16 protein-coding genes are annotated in these 13918 nt (G+C 71.8%); 3 read left to right on the top strand and 13 right to left on the bottom strand.

The genetic code is table 11. From position 1 onward, the window contains the following. Positions 1-4: 4 nt before the first annotated feature. From AC2EAQ_RS04785 to AC2EAQ_RS04775, 3 genes are read right to left on the bottom strand one after another with little or no spacing between them, the layout of a single operon-like run. Positions 5-544: a chromate transporter gene (locus AC2EAQ_RS04785; protein ID WP_484640641.1), complete on the bottom strand. Its 540-nt coding sequence runs from the start codon at positions 542-544 to the stop codon at positions 5-7. Continuing rightward, positions 541-1110 carry a chromate transporter gene (locus AC2EAQ_RS04780; protein WP_484640640.1) on the bottom strand — a complete coding sequence of 190 codons (570 nt, stop codon included), beginning with the start codon at positions 1108-1110 and terminating at the stop codon, positions 541-543. The genes AC2EAQ_RS04785 and AC2EAQ_RS04780 overlap by 4 nt, the downstream gene beginning before the upstream one ends. After that, on the bottom strand, positions 1107-2114 hold the full coding sequence (locus tag AC2EAQ_RS04775; protein WP_484640639.1) for a D-2-hydroxyacid dehydrogenase family protein: 1008 nt from the start codon (positions 2112-2114) through the stop codon (positions 1107-1109). The genes AC2EAQ_RS04780 and AC2EAQ_RS04775 overlap by 4 nt, the downstream gene beginning before the upstream one ends. A gap of 63 nt (positions 2115-2177) precedes the next feature. Here AC2EAQ_RS04775 and AC2EAQ_RS04770 point away from each other — a divergent pair, with 63 nt between their 5' ends. Beyond that, positions 2178-2696: a DUF1993 domain-containing protein gene (locus AC2EAQ_RS04770; protein WP_484640638.1), complete on the top strand. Its 519-nt coding sequence runs from the start codon at positions 2178-2180 to the stop codon at positions 2694-2696. Between the two features lie 92 nt (positions 2697-2788). On the opposite strand, the gene AC2EAQ_RS04765 is transcribed toward AC2EAQ_RS04770, so the two are convergent. Genes AC2EAQ_RS04765 through lexA form a run of 3 tightly spaced genes read right to left on the bottom strand, consistent with a single transcriptional unit; the run spans position 2789 to position 4465 of the window. Beyond that, positions 2789-3097, bottom strand: a complete 309-nt coding sequence (locus AC2EAQ_RS04765; RefSeq protein WP_484640637.1) for a helix-hairpin-helix domain-containing protein — start codon at positions 3095-3097, stop codon at positions 2789-2791. Between the two features lie 5 nt (positions 3098-3102). Next, the gene (locus tag AC2EAQ_RS04760) at positions 3103-3777 is read right to left on the bottom strand and encodes a glutathione S-transferase family protein (RefSeq protein ID WP_484640636.1); all 675 of its coding nucleotides are present in this window, start codon (positions 3775-3777) and stop codon (positions 3103-3105) included. 7 nt (positions 3778-3784) lie between these two features. Continuing rightward, complete coding sequence (lexA, locus tag AC2EAQ_RS04755; RefSeq protein WP_484640635.1) at positions 3785-4465, bottom strand: transcriptional repressor LexA; 681 nt, start codon at positions 4463-4465, stop codon at positions 3785-3787. A gap of 65 nt (positions 4466-4530) precedes the next feature. On the opposite strand from lexA, the gene AC2EAQ_RS04750 reads away from it, so the two are divergent. Then, on the top strand, positions 4531-5466 hold the full coding sequence (locus AC2EAQ_RS04750) for an asparaginase (protein WP_484640634.1): 936 nt from the start codon (positions 4531-4533) through the stop codon (positions 5464-5466). A gap of 49 nt (positions 5467-5515) precedes the next feature. Here AC2EAQ_RS04750 and AC2EAQ_RS04745 read toward each other — a convergent pair whose 3' ends face one another. The 3 genes from AC2EAQ_RS04745 to AC2EAQ_RS04735 all read right to left on the bottom strand — a co-directional run bounded on the left by AC2EAQ_RS04745 (position 5516) and on the right by AC2EAQ_RS04735 (position 7994). Continuing rightward, complete coding sequence (locus AC2EAQ_RS04745) at positions 5516-6934, bottom strand: esterase-like activity of phytase family protein (protein WP_484640633.1); 1419 nt, start codon at positions 6932-6934, stop codon at positions 5516-5518. Between the two features lie 98 nt (positions 6935-7032). Continuing rightward, complete coding sequence (locus tag AC2EAQ_RS04740) at positions 7033-7467, bottom strand: organic hydroperoxide resistance protein (RefSeq protein ID WP_484640632.1); 435 nt, start codon at positions 7465-7467, stop codon at positions 7033-7035. 41 nt (positions 7468-7508) lie between these two features. Further along, positions 7509-7994: a MarR family winged helix-turn-helix transcriptional regulator gene (locus AC2EAQ_RS04735; RefSeq protein WP_484640631.1), complete on the bottom strand. Its 486-nt coding sequence runs from the start codon at positions 7992-7994 to the stop codon at positions 7509-7511. A 207-nt stretch (positions 7995-8201) separates the two neighbouring features. Between AC2EAQ_RS04735 and AC2EAQ_RS04730 the strand changes: the two genes are divergently transcribed. Continuing rightward, positions 8202-8696, top strand: coding sequence for a hypothetical protein (locus tag AC2EAQ_RS04730; protein ID WP_484640630.1), 495 nt, complete (start codon positions 8202-8204; stop codon positions 8694-8696). Positions 8697-8721: 25 nt separating this feature from the next. Here the strand turns inward: AC2EAQ_RS04730 and AC2EAQ_RS04725 are convergent, their stop codons facing one another. The 4 genes from AC2EAQ_RS04725 to AC2EAQ_RS04710 are packed head-to-tail and all read right to left on the bottom strand — an operon-like array spanning position 8722 to position 13901. After that, positions 8722-10704, bottom strand: a complete 1983-nt coding sequence (locus AC2EAQ_RS04725) for an ABC-F family ATP-binding cassette domain-containing protein (protein WP_484640629.1) — start codon at positions 10702-10704, stop codon at positions 8722-8724. Next, entirely contained in the window at positions 10701-11573 is an 873-nt protein-coding gene (gene prmB, locus AC2EAQ_RS04720; RefSeq protein ID WP_484640628.1) for a 50S ribosomal protein L3 N(5)-glutamine methyltransferase, read from the bottom strand. The genes AC2EAQ_RS04725 and prmB overlap by 4 nt, the downstream gene beginning before the upstream one ends. Further along, complete coding sequence (dapE, locus tag AC2EAQ_RS04715; protein ID WP_484640627.1) at positions 11570-12721, bottom strand: succinyl-diaminopimelate desuccinylase; 1152 nt, start codon at positions 12719-12721, stop codon at positions 11570-11572. The genes prmB and dapE overlap by 4 nt, the downstream gene beginning before the upstream one ends. A 7-nt stretch (positions 12722-12728) precedes the next feature. Further along, positions 12729-13901, bottom strand: a complete 1173-nt coding sequence (locus AC2EAQ_RS04710; RefSeq protein WP_484640626.1) for a PilT/PilU family type 4a pilus ATPase — start codon at positions 13899-13901, stop codon at positions 12729-12731. Positions 13902-13918 lie beyond the last annotated feature (17 nt).

Below are 13918 nucleotides of genomic sequence, written 5' to 3'. Positions count from 1 at the left end.
GGCGCTACACGAGCCCGAGCGCGCCCAGCGCGGCGCCGGCCGCGATCAGCCACACCGGATTGATCTTCGTGCCCACCGACAGCGCCACGGTGGCCGCCACCAGCACCCAGGCCGACGGCGTGCGTGCCAGCGGCACCGCCAGCACCGTGCCGGCGGCCAGCAGCAAGCCGATCGTCACCGGCGCCATGCCGGCCACGAAGGCCCGCACGCCGATCGTGTCGCGCCGCTTCTGGCCCCAGCGCGTGACCACCAGTGCGAACGCCGTGCTCGGCAGCAGGATGCCCATCAGCGCGACCAGCGCGCCGGGCAGGCCGGCGACGGCATAGCCCAGCACCGGCACGAACATCAGGTTGGGCCCGGGGGCGGCCTGGGCCAGGGCCACCGACGAGGTGAACTGGGCGTCGTCGATCCAGCCGCGCTCGTCGACGAGGAAGCGGTGGATCTCCGGCGCCACCGCGATGGCGCCGCCGACCGCCAGCATCGACACCGCGGCGAAGTGCAGAAACAGGGCCCACCAGTCCGCGGTGGTCAGCACGTTCGTCATGGGCGCGCCCGGCCCAGCCAGTGCCAGCCGAACGCCATCATCGCGCCGCCCAGGCCGAGCACGATCCAGGCCATCGGCAGGCGCAGCAGGCCGACGGCGACCCAGGTGCCGACGGCCGCCGCGACGCACAGCGCCAGCGGCAGCGGGTTGCGCCGCAGCGTGGGGGCCAGCTTGAGACCCATCGCCAGGATCAGGCCCGCGGCCACCGCCCCCATGCCGTGCATCGCACCCGCCACGCGCGGCTCGTGCGTGAAGCGCGTGTACAGCACCGCGAGCGACATCACGATCACCAGCGGCGCGGCCAGCAGGCCGGCCAGCGCCGCCACTGCCCCGCGCCAGCCGAAGAAGCGGTCGCCGATGACCAGCGCCACGTTGACGATGTTGGGGCCGGGCAGCACCTGGCCGACCGACAGCACCTCCAGGAACTGCTCGCGGCTGAGCCAGCGGCGCTGCTCGACCAGCTCGCGTTGCGCCACCGGCAGCACGCCGCCGAAGCCCTGCAGGGCCAGGCGCGTGAATGCGGTGAACAGCTCGCCGGGCGAGCGCGGCGCGGGCGCGTCGCTCAACGCACCACCTTGAGCGCTTCCGGATTGACGATGCCCGTGGGCCGGCCGTTGACGAAGGCCACCACGTTGTCGAAGGCCGCGCCGAAGTACAGCTCGTAGCTGTCCTGCTCGACATAGCCGATGTGCGGCGTGCACACCGCGTTCTCCAGGCGCAGCAGCGGATGGCCTTGCAGGATGGGCTCGCTCTCGAACACGTCCACCGCGGCCATGCCGGGCCGGCTGCGGTTCAGCGCCGACACCAGCGCGCCCTCGGCCACCAGCTCGGCCCGCGACGTGTTCACGAACAGCGCAGTGGGCTTCATGCGCACGAGATCGTCCATCGTGACGATGCCGCGCGTTTCCGGCACCAGGCGCAGGTGCACCGACAGCACGTCGGCCGTGTCGAACAGTTCCTCGCGGCTGGCCGCGACCTCGTGGCCATCGGCCAGCGCGCGGGCCTGTGCCTCGTCGCGTGCCCAGACCAGCACCCGCATGCCGAACGCGCGCCCGTAGCCGGCCACCCGCTGGCCGATGCGGCCGTAGCCCCAGACCCCCAGCGTGCGGCCGGCGAGCTTCATGCCGATGCCGAAGTTGGGGGGCATCGCCGCGGCCTTCAGCCCCGACTGCTGCCACGCGCCATGCTTGAGGTTGCCGATGTACTGGGGCAGCCGCCGCATGGCGGCCATGATCAGGGCCCAGGTCAGCTCGGCCGGCGCCGTGGGGTCGCCCACGCCCTCGGCCACCGCGATGCCCAGCCGGGTGCAGGCGTCGACGTCGATGTGCGGCCCCACCCGGCCGGTCTGCGAGATCAGGCGCAGCTTGGGCAGCTTCTCCAGCAACTGGCGCGGGAAGGCCGTGCGCTCGCGGATCAGCACCAGCACCTCGGCGTCGCGCAGGCGCACCGACAGCTGACCGATGCCCTTGACCGTGTTGGTGAACACCTTGGCATGGAGGTGTTCCAGCTTGGACGCACAGCGCAGCTTGCGCACGGCGTCCTGGTAGTCGTCGAGGATGATGATGTTCATGGCACGGGCCGACGCGATTTTGCCCTGCGCGCTAGCATCACCGGCCCCCTCAGGAGACACACGATGACAATTTCGATGCATTCGGCCAGCGCGCCGGTCTTCTCCCGCATGCTGGCCAACCTGCTGACCTGGCTCGACAAGGCCGAGGCGCATGCGGCGGCCCGCAAGTTCGACCCGACCAACTACCTGGGCCTGCGGTTGGCCCCCGACATGCTGGCGTTCACGCGCCAGATCCAGATCGCCTCCGACGCGGCCAAGGGCTGCATGGCCCGGCTGGCGGGCCATGAGATCCCGTCGTGGGAGGACAACGAGGCCAGCCTTGCCGACCTGCGGGCGCGCGTGCGGCGCACCATCGACTACGTGTCGTCGTTCAGCGCGGCCCAGATCGACGGCAGCGAGTCACGCCCGATCAGCGTGCCGCGCCGCAATGCCGAGCCGCTGCAGTTCGACGGCGAGACGTTCCTGAAGCACTACGCGATGCCGAACTTCTACTTCCACGTCACGATGACCTACGCGCTGCTGCGGCATGCCGGCGTGGACGTGGGCAAGGCCGACTATCTGCGCGGGGCGCAGCCGGTCTGAGGCAATGCGATGGAGCGCGGCCGCGGCCCGGAGGGGCGGCGGCCGCGGCAGGGTTCAGAGCGACTCAGGGCGATTCAGCGATTCAGGGCGACTCAGAGCGGCCCGTAAAGCGCCTTGCGCTGGGCGGTGTAGGCCCACCAGGGGGCCGCGTCGGCACCGTTCATGAAGTCCACCGCGGCCATGAAGGTGTCGAGCACGCAAGGGTCCTGCCGCGTGCCGGTGGCCGCGGCGAGCTTCTGGTAGAGCACGAACGCGTCGCGGCCCTTCAGCTCGCGCGGGGTCTGGATGCCGATCAGGCGCAGGTCCGCGGCCAGCGACGGGCCGATGTTGGGCAACTGCTCCAGCGTCACGCACTGCTGCGGGTCGCGCGCCTTCGGCGCCTTGATGCGCACGGCGTTCATGGGGCTCAGCCTCCCGCTTCCACGGGGCCCTCGCCCCAATGGCGGGCGATCACCGGGGCCACCCTCGGGTGAGCCTCGACACGCTCCAGCCAGCGCGACATCGCCGGCCGCTGCCGCGCGAGGTGCTTGCGGGCGCCGGACCAGCGCGACACGACGGTGGCCATCAGGTCGGCCGCCCCGGGCTGCGAGCCGCCCAGGAAGGCGCCGGTGTCCTCGGGGTAGAAGGTGTCCGCGAAGAGGCTCCACAAGCGGTGCAGCCGTCGCCGCGCCCCGGCGCGCAGGCGCTCGTTGGCCTGAGGGTCGCCCTTGCCGAGCCAGCGCTCGGGGTAGTCGATGACGCCGATGGCTGCATAGCAGTTGGCCGACACGAAGGCGATCGCCCGCAGCGCCACGGCCCGCTGCGCCGGGTCGCGCGGCAGCAGGCCCGAGCGCGGATGGGCCAGGCCCAGGTGAATGAGGATCGCCGCGCTTTCGGTGAGCACCGTGCCGTCGGGCGTGACGAGCGTGGGGATCTGGCCCAGCGGGTTCACGCGGCGCAGCTCGGCGCGCGCCGACTTCGGCTCCCAGGTGGACGCGGTGACGATGCGGTAGGGCGCGCGCGCCAGCTCCAGCGCGGCTTCCACCATGGCCGAGCCCGAGTTGCGGCTGCCGTAGAGCACGTAGGGCGCGGCGGTCGCCATGGCGCGTCTACATCAGCATCGTGTTGCGGATCAGCCCGACGGCCAGGCCCTCGATGGCGAAGGGTTCGTCCTCCGATGGCGTGACGATGATGGGCTCGAACTCGGGGTTCTCGGGCAGCAGCTCGATGTGGCCGCGCGCGCGCCGGAAGCGCTTGACCGTGACCTCGTCGCCCAGGCGGGCGACGACGATCTGGCCGTTCTTGGCGTCGCTGGCCTTCTGCACCGCAAGCAGGTCACCGTCCATGATGCCGGCGTCTCGCATGCTCATGCCGCGCACGCGCAGCAGGTAGTCGGGCTTGCGCGCGAACATGCTGGCCTCGACCACGTAGGTCTGGTCGATGTGCTCCTGCGCCAGGATCGGGCTGCCCGCGGCCACGCGGCCCACCAGCGGCAGCGTCAGCTGCGACAGGCTGGGCAGCGGCAGGCTGAACTGCTTGCCGCGCGCCTGGTTGAGCTTCTTCAGGGCCTCGGGCTGCAGGCGGATGCCGCGCGACGTGCCGCCCACCAGCTCGATCACGCCCTTGCGCGCCAGGGCCTGCAGGTGCTCCTCGGCGGCATTGGGCGAGCGGAAGCCCAGCTCGGCGGCGATCTCGGCCCGGGTGGGCGGCGCGCCGGTGCGGGCGATGGCGCTTTGCACCAGGTCGAGGATCTGCTGCTGGCGGTCGGTAAGCTTGGGGCGTTCTTCCATGATGGCGCAGCGGGGCAGGGCCCTGGTGGTTTGTCCAGTGGCTGTATTTTTATCCAGATGACGACATGATGGCAAGCAGCAAGGTGGTGATCCTGGGCACGGGCGGCACCATCGCCGGCACGGCCACGAGTGCCACCGACACGGTGGGCTACACCGCCGCGCAGATTGGCGTGGCGCAACTGGTGGCGGCCGTGCCGGCGCTGGCGGGCTTGGACCTCGAATGCGAGCAGGTGGCCCAGCTCGACTCCAAGGACATGGACCACGCCACCTGGCAGCGGCTGGCGCAGCGCGCCGCGCATCACCTGGCGCGCACCGACGTGGCCGGCGTGGTGGTCACCCACGGCACCGACACGCTGGAGGAGACGGCCTACCTGCTGCACCGCGTGCTCGGGCCGGCCAAGCCGCTGGTGCTGACGGCGGCCATGCGGCCGGCCACGGCGCTGGGCGCCGATGGGCCGAGAAACCTGCTCGACGCGGTGACGCTGGCGCAGGACCCGCGTGCCGGCGGCGTGCTGGTGGCGCTGGCCGGCCGCGCGTGGGCCGGGGCCGAGGTCCGCAAGACACACACCTGGCGCACCGACGCCTTCGACGCCGGCGACGCCGGGGCGCTGGCCGACCTGCTGGACGGACGCATCCAGTGGTGGCGTGGCGCGCCGCAGGGCGAGCCGCTGGGCCTGGCGCGCGTGGCACCGGATGCGGCGCGCTGGCCGCGCGTGGCGATCGTGCACAGCCACGCCGGCGCCGACGGCGCGGTGGTGGACGCGCTACAGGCGCGCGGCATGGACGGCCTCGTCGTCGCCGGCACCGGCAACGGCACGATGCACCGCGACCTGGAGGCCGCGGTCGAGCGCGCGATGGCCGCCGGCGTCGAGGTGCTGCGCTGCTCGCGCTGCGCAGCGGGGCCGGTGCAGGGCGGTGCCGCGCAGCCGGCAGCAGTGTCCCTATCGCCCGCGCAGGCCCGGGTGGAACTGCTGCTGCGCCTGCTGGCGCGCACTGCTTGAGGCGCCCGCGCGGGAACGACCGCCTCGTCGCCCGCCGATTCGTCGCGGCCTACTTGCGGGCTGGCTTGCTGCCCGGCGTCACGTAGCGCGCCAGGTCCTCCGCCGACGCCTTGTAGGCATGCAGCACGCCGGGGATCAGCCGGTAGCCGCTGAAGTCGTAGCCCGCCGGCACCGCGGCGCCCGGCGCGCCGTTGGCGCCGACCAGCACGCAGTTGGCCAGCGTGCCGATGTCGCAGCGGATGCGCTCGAACGTGCCGGCACCGGTGGGGCGGTAGTACACGTCGCGCTGCACGCTGGTACCGCTGTCCTGCGTCACGGAGTAGTCGTTGTCGGTGCCGGCCAGCACGAGGTAGCTGCCGTCGTTCAGGCGCGGTCCGATGGTCAGACCTTCCCACTTTTCGGGCGACACGCCGCCCAGCGACGCGAGCGACGGATGCGCCAGCGTGGCGGGCGCGGCCAGGTCCAGCCAGGGCACGGTGGCGTCCTTGGTGACAGTGGTGAACACGGCACCCGGCGCGTCCAGGTCGATCGCGCTCACGTCGGTGGCTCCGGCCAGGCTGATCCGGAACACCTTCTTGTTGGCGGGCGTGCCTTCGGAGTCGACGCCCAGGCCGCGGTTGTTGCGCTCGAGCACCAGGAACTCGGTGTCGTTGAGCGCCACCAGTGCGGAGATGCCGCGACCCTGCGAGCTGCCTTCCATGCGGTAGGCGTACTGGGCCTTGGCGCGGCCGGTGCGGGTGTCGAACGCGACGATGCGGTTCAGCGTTCCGCTGCTGCCGCCTTCGTCCAGCATCGCGCTCTGCAGCATGGCGAAGGCGGTGCGGCCGTCCGGGCTGATGGCCAGGCCCTCGAAGCCGCGGTTGGTGCGCTTGCCGGCGGTGTTGCCGGTGTCACCGGCGAAGTTGGTCTGCCCGGTGGCGGCATTGCGCGGCAGCAGGTTGGCGGGCGTCTCGAATCGCCGGACCAGACGGCCCCAGGTGGTGAACTCGTAGAGGGAGGGACCATATTCGTCGGACACCAGCAGATGGCCGTTGCGCGGGTTCACGACGATGCCCTCGGGGTCGAACGACAGCCCGAGCTCGCCGCCCTCGGTCGGCGCGAATCCGTCGAGCGATGCGCCGCCGCGACGGAAGATGAAGGTCTTGAGGATCTGGAAGTTCGAGATCGCGCCCGAATGCGGGTCGATGTCGAGCTTGAAGCGGTGGATCCGCGTCTCGTACTTCAGCGTGCCGCCACCCGGGCCGCGGTCCGACAGCGCCCACCACTCGTTGCTCTGCGGGTCGTAATAGATGTCGGAGAAGAAACCCATCCGGCCGTCGTTGACCAGCGTGCCACCCGAAGCGTCGAGCGTCGTGGCGTCGATCGCGAGCCCGTTGACGAACTGCGGTGCGGCCAGCGCGGCGGAGGTACCGGTCAGGGCGAGGACGGCGGCTGCAAGGAAGCGCAGCGGGGCGGGGATACGGTTCAAGGGGTGTCTCCGGTCGGTGGGTCAAACCCGCGACCGTAGACACCTTGCATGACCGTCCTGTGACGGCAGGCCGGCGCACCGGCCCGCCCGGGCGTGGATCAGGCGATCGTGAACGTCACGTCGATGTTGCCGCGCGTCGCGTTCGAGTACGGGCACACCTCGTGCGCCGTCTTCACCAGCGTTTCGAGGGCGGCGCGGTCCATGCCGGGCACCGACAGCTTCATCGCCACGGCGATCGAGAACGCGCCGGCCTTGCCGGCCATCGGGCCGATCGACACGTCGGCGGTGATCGACACCTCGGCCGGCAGCGCGACCTTCTGGCGCGCCGACACGGCCTTCATCGCGCCGATGAAGCAGGCCGAGTAGCCGGCCGCGAAGAGCTGCTCGGGGTTGGTGCCGGGGCCGCTGTCGCCGCCGAGTTCCTTGGGCGTGGACAGGTTCAGGCTGATGCGGCCGTCGGACGACTTGGTCGTGCCGGCGCGGCCGCCGGTGGACGTGGCCTGGGCGGTGTAGAGGGCTTTCTCGATGGCCATGAAGGGCTCCTGTTGATGGGGGGCGGGAAGGGGCGTGGCGGTCAGGCCGACTGCGACGCGGTGGAAACGGACGTGGCGAGCTGGTCGCGCAGGGTCTTGAGGCGGGCGGTCAGGCTCTGCAGCTCGTCGAGCGAGCAGCCCGACGCGCAGGCCACCGCCGCGGGCACCGCCAGCGCACGGCGCTTGAGGGCGCGGCCCTCGCGCGTGAGCTGCAGCAGCACGCGCCGCTCGTCGCTGCTGTCGCGCAGCCGCTGCACCAGGCCCGACGCTTCCAGCCGCTTGAGCAGCGGCGTCAGGGTGCCGGAGTCGAGCTGCAGGCGCTCGCCGATCTGCGATACGGCCAGGCCGTCGACTTCCCACAGCACCAGCATCACCAGGTACTGCGGGTAGGTCAGCCCCAGCGGGTCGAGCAGCGGCTTGTACAGCCTGGTCATCGCCAGCGACGACGCATAGAGGGCGAAGCAGAGCTGATGGTCCAGCTTCAGCCAGCGCTCGTCGGCGGACGGGGGAGCGGAACGCGTTGCCATGCTTGAACTATAGCGAACAATTGAATTGTGTGCAATCTAAATCCGTGGCGCCCGCGGGGGTGGATGCGCCCGGGGTCGGCGCGCGGCTTCACAAAGCTTTACCTGCACGCCGCGCCGCCGCGTGGTCCGCGCGGGGGGCTGGGCCGTTGGCGGTGTGCGAGGCGTCGATCGTCGACGCCCGCGAAGGCCAACCTAGGAGTTCACGCCATGCGAATCCTCAAGCCCACCCTCGTCGCCCTGCTGGCCGCCGCCGGTGCCGCCCAGGCGGGCCTGGCCCAGGCCCGGGACCACGCCGACGTGCAGTGGTCGGTGACGATCGGCAGTTCGTCCCGGGCCCCGGTGTACGCGCCGCCGCCCGTGGTGGTGCATCCGGCACCGGTGCGCGTGATCTACCCCGCCCCGGTGCGCGTGGTGTACCGCGAGCCCACCCACTGGGACCACGACGGCGACGGCATCCCGAACCGCCACGACCGCATCTACAACCCGCGCTGGGACGTGGACGGCGATGGCATCCCGAACCGCCACGACCGGGTCTACAACCCGCGCTGGGACCGCGACGGCGACGGTGTGCCGAACCGCTACGACCGCCACGACCGCCGCTACGACGCGCCGGTGCGCGGCTATCGCGATCGCGACTTCGACGGCATCCCGAACCGCCACGATCCGCGCCCGGGCATCCCGCGCACGCACGACCCGCGCTGAGCGGGCCCTGCGGGCGGCGCGCGTCTCAGGACGCCGCCGCCTGCAGCGACTCGATCTGCTGATGCAGCTCGAGCCAGCGTTCCTCCAGCATGGCCAGCTCGGCGGCCACATGGTTGAGCCGTCGGCCGTGGTCCGCGATCTCCGCCGGCGCCATGCCCGGCGTGGCCAGCGCGGTCTCGGTGGCCAGCTTCTCCGCCGTCAGCGATTCCAGCCGCTTGTCGATCTGCGCGATCTCGTTGCGCATCGGCCGCGTCGCGTCGGCCAGCCGCGTGCGCGCCTGGGCCTTGGCCTTGCGATCGTCGCGCGGCGGGGCGGCGGCGGGCCGGGGCGCCGGCGGCCCCGACGGGGCCGATGCGCGTGACGGTTCCGCCGCCGCCGGCAGCAGCGACGGCAGCGGCGGGGGCGGCAGGCCGCGCTGGGCCGCGCGCGACACCTCGAGCAGCCAGCGCTGGTAGTCGTCGAGGTCGCCGTCGAAGGGCTGCACGATGCCCTGCGCGACGAGCCAGAACTCGTCGCACACCTCGCGCAGCAGCGCGCGGTCGTGGCTGACCAGCATCACCGTGCCCTCGAACTCGTTGAGCGCGATCGACAGCGCCTCGCGCGTGGCGAGGTCGAGGTGGTTGGTGGGCTCGTCCAGCAGCAGCAGGTTCGGCCGCTGCCACACGATGGTGGCCAGCACCAGCCGCGCCCGCTCGCCGCCCGACAGCGTGCCCACGGTCTGGTGGACCATGTCGCCCTCGAAGCGGAACTGGCCGAGGAAGTTGCGCAGCTCCTGCTCGCGCGCCTGCGGCGACACCTCGCGCGCCAGCCGTACCATGCGCTGCAGGGGCGTGTCGTCGGCGGCCAGCAGGTCCATCTCCTGCTGCGCGAAGTAGCCGATGGCCAGGCCCTTGCCCTCGGTGACCGTGCCGCCGAGCGCGGGCAGGGCGTGGGCGATGGTCTTGACCAGCGTGGACTTGCCCTGGCCGTTGGCGCCGAGGATGCCGATGCGCTGGCCCGCCAGCACGGTGCGATCGATGTGCTGCACGATCGGCGTGTGGCCGTAGCCGCAGCTCACGCCCTTGAGCGCCAGCATCGGGTTGGGCAGGTTGGCCGGCTCGCGGAACTCGAAGTCGAACTCGCTCTCGGCCAGCACCGGCGCCAGGCGCTCCATGCGCGACAGGGCCTTGACGCGGCTCTGGGCCTGCTTGGCCTTCGAGGCCTTGGCCTTGAAGCGGTCGATGAAGCGCTGCAGGTGGGCGATGCGCTCCTGCTGCTTGGCGAACGCGGCCTGCTGCTGGCCCAGCCGCTCGGCGCGCATGTCCTCGAAGCCGGAGTAGTTGGCGCCGTAGCGGGTGACCGTCTGGCGCTCCACGTGCAGCGTCACGCGCGTGACGGCGTCGAGGAACTCGCGGTCGTGGCTGATCACGACCAGGGTGCCGGCGAAGCGCTGCAGCCAGGCTTCGAGCCAGACCAGCGCGTCGAGGTCGAGGTGGTTGGTCGGCTCGTCCAGCAGCAGCAGGTCGGCCGGGCACATCAGCGCGCGGGCGAGCTGCAGGCGCATGCGCCAGCCGCCGGAAAAGCTGTTCACCGGCGCGTCCAGCTGGGCCGTGCGGAACCCCAGGCCCAGCAGCAGCGCCTGCGCGCGCGAGCGGGCGTCAAAGGCGCCGGCCTCTTCCAGGGCCACGTGGGCGTGCGCCATCGCGTCGCCGTCGTGGGCCGCTTCGGCCGCCGCGAGCTGCTCGCGCGCAGCCACCAGCGGCAGGTCGCCGTCGAGCACGAAGTCGGTCGCGCCCTGGTCGGTCTCGGGCATGTGCTGGGCCACTTCGCCCACGCGCCAGCGCGGCGGCAGGTCCACGTCGCCGGCGTCGCTGTGCAGCCGGCCCGTGAGCAGCGCGAACAGGCTGGACTTGCCGGCGCCGTTGCGTCCCACAAGACCGGCCTTCTCGCCGGGATTGAGCGTGAAGCTCGCGCCGTCGAGCACCACCTTGGCGCCGCGCCGCAGCACCACGTCGCGCACGGTGATCATCGGGCGGCCTCCAGCGCGTCGCGCGTCACGAGCACCACCTGATCGTCGCTGCCGCTGGTGGGCAGCCACGCGAACTCCAGCGCGGGGAACTCGGCCTCGAAGTGCGCCGCCTCGTGGCCGATCTCCAGCACCAGCACGCCGTCCGCGGCCAGATGTCCGGCGGCTGCCGCCAAGAGCGGGCGGATGAAGTCCATGCCGTCGGCGCCACCGGCCAGCGCCAGCGTCGGCTCGGCGCGGTACTCGGGCGGCAGCGCGGCCATCGACTCGCTGTTGACGTAGGGCGGGTTGCACAGGATCAGGTCGTAGCGGCGGCCGGCCACGGCCGCGAGGCCGTCGCCCTGCCGCAGCGCGATGCGCTCGTCCAGCCCGTGCCGCTGGACGTTGAGCCGCGCCACGGCCAGCGCGTCGGCCGACAGGTCGGCGGCGTCCACGTGCACCTCGGGCCAGGCCAGGGCCGCCAGCACGGCCAGGCTGCCGTTGCCGGTGCACAGGTCGAGCACGCTGCGCGTGCGGTCGGACAGCCACGCGTCGAGCGTGCCGTCGGCGATCAGCTCGGCGATCAGCGAACGCGGCACGATGACGCGCTCGTCCACCGTGAAGGGCACGCCCTGCAGCCAGGCCTCGCCGGTGAGATAGGCCGCCGGCCGGCGCGTGGCGATGCGCTCGTCCACCAGGGCAGCGACATGCGCCTGCTCCGTGGCGGTCAGCTCGCGCCCGGCCACGGAATCCAGCTCGTCCAGCGGCAGGCCCAGGCGCCACAGCACCAGCCACGCCGCCTCGTCGAAGGCATTGGTGGTGCCATGCCCAAACGAAACGCCCGCCTGGGTGAGGCGGGCGCTCTGCTGTTCGATGCAGTCCAGGAGCTTCACGGCAGCAATTGTTCCATCACCCGGCGGTAGACGCCGGCCAGCCGGTCCACGTCGGCCGCCTGCACGTGCTCGTCGATCTTGTGGATGCTGGCGTTGCGCGGCCCCAGCTCGACGACCTGCGGGCAGATCGTGGCGATGAAGCGGCCATCGGACGTGCCGCCGGTGGTGGACAGCACGGTCTTCACACCGCACTCGGCCTCGATCGCCGCCGCCACGGCCGCCGTCAGCGAGCCGGGCGTGGTGAGGAAGGGCTGGCCGCCCAGCGTCCAGGCCAGCGTGTACTCGAGGCCATGGCGGTCCAGCAGCGCGTGCACGCGCTGCTTCAGGCCGTCGGCGGTGCTCTCGGTGGAGAAGCGGAAGTTGAAGTCGATTACCGCCTCGCCGGGAATCACGTTGCCCGCGCCGGTGCCGGCATTGAAGTTGGAGACCTGGAACGTCGTGGGCGGGAAGTGCGCATTGCCCGCGTCCCACACCGTGGCGGCCAGCTCGGCCAGCGCCGGGGCCACCTGGTGGATCGGGTTGCGCGCGAGCTGCGGGTAGGCCACGTGGCCCTGGATGCCGCGCACCGTCAGGCGCGCGGACAGGGTGCCGCGGCGCCCGTTCTTGACCATGTCGCCCAGCGCGTCCACCGAGGTGGGTTCGCCGACGATGCACATGTCCAGCCGCTCGCCGCGCGCCTTGAGCATCTCCACCAGGCGCACCGTGCCGTCCACCGACGGGCCTTCCTCGTCGCTGGTCAGCAGGAAGCCGATCGCGCCGGCATGGTCGGGGCGGGCGGCGACGAAGTCCTCCACGGCCACCACCATCGCGGCCAGCGAGCTCTTCATGTCGGCCGCGCCGCGGCCGTAGAGCCGGCCGTCGCGGTGCGTCGGCACGAAGGGGTCGCTCGTCCACTGGGCCAGCGGCCCCGGCGGCACCACGTCGGTGTGGCCGGCGAAGGCCAGCGTCGGGCCGGGTCGCGTGCCGCGCCGCAGCGCCCACAGGTTGGTGACGCGGAAGTGCTCCGGCCCGCAGACGACGGTCTCGCAGGCGAAACCCGCAGCGGCGAGGCGCCCGGACAGCAGGGCCTGGCAGCCGTCGTCGTCGGGCGTGACCGAGCGCCGGGCGATCAGCGCCTCGGCCAGGCGCAGCGCCTTGCCGTCACTCATCGCACCGTCACACCAGGCGACCGAAGTTGGTCTGGAGCTTGGTTTCCTCGGGCCGCACGTCGAGGATGATCTCGGAGAAGCTCGCCGGGTCCGGCTCCTCGGGTTTGGGCGGCTGGCGCGAGACCGGGGAGGTCTCGTTCTGCAGGCGCCACAGCAGGTTGGTCGGCGAATCGGCGAAGGCCAGGCCCTCCTCGCGCGTGATCGAGCCTTCGGTGATCAGGCGGGCGAGGTCCTCCTCGAAGGTCTGCGAGCCTTCGGCCAGCGACTTCTCCATCGCCTCCTTCACGCCCGACAGGTCGCTCTGCTCGATCAGCTCGGCCACCAGCTTGGTGTTGAGCAGCACCTCGGCCGCCGGCCGGCGCCCGCCGCTGGCCGAGCGCACCAGGCGCTGCGACACGATGGCGCGCAGGCCCGAGGCCAGGTCCGACAGCAGGGCGGGGCGCGATTCCGGCGTGTAGAACGACAGGATCCGGCCCAGCGCGTGGTAGCTGTTGTTGGCGTGCATCGTGGCCAGCACCAGGTGGCCCGACAGCGAATACGAGATCGCCGAGGTCATCGTCTCGCGGTCTCGGATCTCGCCGATCAGGATGCAGTCCGGCGCCTGGCGCAGCGCGTTCTTCAGCGCGATCTGCAGGCTGTTCGTGTCGCGCCCGACCTCGCGCTGGTTGACCACCGACTTCTTGTTGGTGAACAGGAACTCGATCGGGTCCTCGATGGTGAGGATGTGGCCCGTCATCAGCTGGTTGCGGTGCTCCAGCATCGCCGCCAGCGTGGTGCTCTTGCCGGTGCCGGTGGCGCCCACCATCAGGATCAGGCCGCGCTTCTCCAGCACCAGGTCGCCCAGGATCTTGGGCACGCCCAGCGTGTCCAGCGACGGGATCACGAACGGGATGCAGCGGAACACGGCTGCGATCGAGCCGCGCTGGCGGAAGGCCGACAGCCGGAAGCTGCCGATCTTGGCGATGCCCACTCCGACGTTGAGCTCGCCGGTGTCGTCCAGCTCCTCGAGCTGCTGCGGCGTCAGCAGCTCGGCCAGCAGCTGGCGCGGCTGGGTGTGCGACAGCGGCTGGTCCGACAGCTGCAGGATCTGGCCGTTGATCTTGATGAGGATGGGCGTGTTGGCCGACAGGTACACGTCCGACGCGTTCTTCTCCGCCATCAGGCGGAGCACGCGCTCCATGTTCCCGCCGCCGTTGC

It is taken from the genome of Aquabacterium sp. T101 (assembly GCF_057219775.1).
This window is presented reverse-complemented; position numbering and strand designations above follow the sequence as displayed.

Bases quoted from the DNA above. Each gene is read 5' to 3' on its own strand.
- AC2EAQ_RS04710 (WP_484640626.1), bottom strand. From the start codon at position 13,901: ATGGAGCGCGTGCTCCGCCTGATGGCGGAGAAGAACGCGTCGGACGTG.
- AC2EAQ_RS04760 (WP_484640636.1), bottom strand. From the start codon at position 3,777: ATGGCGACCGCCGCGCCCTACGTGCTCTACGGCAGCCGCAACTCGGGC.
- AC2EAQ_RS04765 (WP_484640637.1), bottom strand. From the start codon at position 3,097: ATGAACGCCGTGCGCATCAAGGCGCCGAAGGCGCGCGACCCGCAGCAG.
- AC2EAQ_RS04725 (WP_484640629.1), bottom strand. From the start codon at position 10,704: ATGATCACCGTGCGCGACGTGGTGCTGCGGCGCGGCGCCAAGGTGGTG.
- lexA (WP_484640635.1), bottom strand. From the start codon at position 4,465: ATGGAAGAACGCCCCAAGCTTACCGACCGCCAGCAGCAGATCCTCGAC.
- AC2EAQ_RS04740 (WP_484640632.1), bottom strand. From the start codon at position 7,467: ATGGCCATCGAGAAAGCCCTCTACACCGCCCAGGCCACGTCCACCGGC.
- AC2EAQ_RS04785 (WP_484640641.1), bottom strand. From the start codon at position 544: ATGACGAACGTGCTGACCACCGCGGACTGGTGGGCCCTGTTTCTGCAC.
- AC2EAQ_RS04775 (WP_484640639.1), bottom strand. From the start codon at position 2,114: ATGAACATCATCATCCTCGACGACTACCAGGACGCCGTGCGCAAGCTG.
- AC2EAQ_RS04750 (WP_484640634.1), top strand. From the start codon at position 4,531: ATGATGGCAAGCAGCAAGGTGGTGATCCTGGGCACGGGCGGCACCATC.
- AC2EAQ_RS04730 (WP_484640630.1), top strand. From the start codon at position 8,202: ATGCGAATCCTCAAGCCCACCCTCGTCGCCCTGCTGGCCGCCGCCGGT.
- AC2EAQ_RS04770 (WP_484640638.1), top strand. From the start codon at position 2,178: ATGACAATTTCGATGCATTCGGCCAGCGCGCCGGTCTTCTCCCGCATG.
- AC2EAQ_RS04735 (WP_484640631.1), bottom strand. From the start codon at position 7,994: ATGGCAACGCGTTCCGCTCCCCCGTCCGCCGACGAGCGCTGGCTGAAG.
- dapE (WP_484640627.1), bottom strand. From the start codon at position 12,721: ATGAGTGACGGCAAGGCGCTGCGCCTGGCCGAGGCGCTGATCGCCCGG.